Genomic DNA, 2,086 nt, shown 5'->3' with positions numbered 1-2,086 from the left:
GAAGAAGCGCCGGCTAACTACGTGCCAGCAGCCGCGGTAATACGTAGGGCGCAAGCGTTGTCCGGAATTATTGGGCGTAAAGAGCTCGTAGGCGGCTTGTCACGTCGGGTGTGAAAGCCCGGGGCTTAACCCCGGGTCTGCATCCGATACGGGCAGGCTAGAGTGTGGTAGGGGAGATCGGAATTCCTGGTGTAGCGGTGAAATGCGCAGATATCAGGAGGAACACCGGTGGCGAAGGCGGATCTCTGGGCCATTACTGACGCTGAGGAGCGAAAGCGTGGGGAGCGAACAGGATTAGATACCCTGGTAGTCCACGCCGTAAACGTTGGGAACTAGGTGTTGGCGACATTCCACGTCGTCGGTGCCGCAGCTAACGCATTAAGTTCCCCGCCTGGGGAGTACGGCCGCAAGGCTAAAACTCAAAGGAATTGACGGGGGCCCGCACAAGCAGCGGAGCATGTGGCTTAATTCGACGCAACGCGAAGAACCTTACCAAGGCTTGACATATACCGGAAACATCCAGAGATGGGTGCCCCCTTGTGGTCGGTATACAGGTGGTGCATGGCTGTCGTCAGCTCGTGTCGTGAGATGTTGGGTTAAGTCCCGCAACGAGCGCAACCCTTGTCCTGTGTTGCCAGCATGCCCTTCGGGGTGATGGGGACTCACAGGAGACCGCCGGGGTCAACTCGGAGGAAGGTGGGGACGACGTCAAGTCATCATGCCCCTTATGTCTTGGGCTGCACACGTGCTACAATGGCCGGTACAAAGAGCTGCGATGCCGCGAGGCGGAGCGAATCTCAAAAAGCCGGTCTCAGTTCGGATTGGGGTCTGCAACTCGACCCCATGAAGTCGGAGTTGCTAGTAATCGCAGATCAGCATTGCTGCGGTGAATACGTTCCCGGGCCTTGTACACACCGCCCGTCACGTCACGAAAGTCGGTAACACCCGAAGCCGGTGGCCCAACCCCTTGTGGGAGGGAGCTGTCGAAGGTGGGACCAGCGATTGGGACGAAGTCGTAACAAGGTAGCCGTACCGGAAGGTGCGGCTGGATCACCTCCTTTCTAAGGAGCACAGCACCGATTGCAGGCAAACGTTCTGCACGGTCAGCTCATGGGTGGAACGTTGATTAGTTGGCGTGATTCTTCAGAGTCTCCTGTAAGTACTGCTTCGGCGTGGAACACGGGACGAACCGAGAAGGTCACGCTTGGCACGTTGTTGGGTATCTGAGGGTACGGCCGCAAGGTCTGTATCTTCGCGATGCCGGCCCCAGTGAACCTGGTCTTAGTGATCAGGGTGATGGGTGGCTGGTCGTTGCTTGAGAACTACACAGTGGACGCGAGCATCTGTGGCCAAGTTTTTAAGGGCGCACGGTGGATGCCTTGGCACCAGGAACCGATGAAGGACGTGGGAGGCCGCGATAGTCCCCGGGGAGTCGTCAACCAGGCTTTGATCCGGGGGTTTCCGAATGGGGAAACCCGGCAGTCGTCATGGGCTGTCACCCACTGCTGAACACATAGGCAGTGTGGAGGGAACGAGGGGAAGTGAAACATCTCAGTACCCTCAGGAAGAGAAAACAACCGTGATTCCGGGAGTAGTGGCGAGCGAAACCGGATGAGGCCAAACCGTATGCGTGTGATACCCGGCAGGGGTTGCGCATGCGGGGTTGTGGGATCTCTCTTCTGTCGTCTGCCGGCGACAGGACGAGTCAGAAACCGTTGATGTAGTCGAAGGACATGCGAAAGGTCCGGCGTAGAGGGTAAGACCCCCGTAGACGAAACGTCAGCGGCTCGTTTGAGAGACACCCAAGTAGCACGGGGCCCGAGAAATCCCGTGTGAATCTGGCGGGACCACCCGCTAAGCCTAAATATTCCCTGGTGACCGATAGCGGATAGTACCGTGAGGGAATGGTGAAAAGTACCGCGGGAGCGGAGTGAAATAGTACCTGAAACCGTGTGCCTACAAGCCGTGGGAGCGTCGGAACCCTTCGGGGTTCTCGTGACTGCGTGCCTTTTGAAGAATGAGCCTGCGAGTTTGCGGTGTGTTGCGAGGTTAACCCGTGTGGGGAAGCCGTAGCGAAAGCGAGTCC

Annotated in this window: 2 rRNA genes; both read left to right on the top strand. The window is 57.9% G+C overall.

The features are described 5' to 3' along the window. Positions 1 to 1,061 (top strand): 16S ribosomal RNA (locus ACFVQZ_RS36440); the annotation flags it as partial. 286 nt (positions 1,062 to 1,347) lie between these two features. Continuing rightward, positions 1,348 to 2,086 (top strand): 23S ribosomal RNA (locus ACFVQZ_RS36435); the annotation flags it as partial.

This window comes from Streptomyces sp. NPDC057854 (assembly GCF_042797055.1).
In the GTDB taxonomy this organism is placed as follows: Bacteria; Actinomycetota; Actinomycetes; order Streptomycetales; family Streptomycetaceae; genus Streptomyces.
Note: the sequence above shows the minus strand (reverse complement) of the source record. Positions and strands in the feature narration are given on the sequence as shown.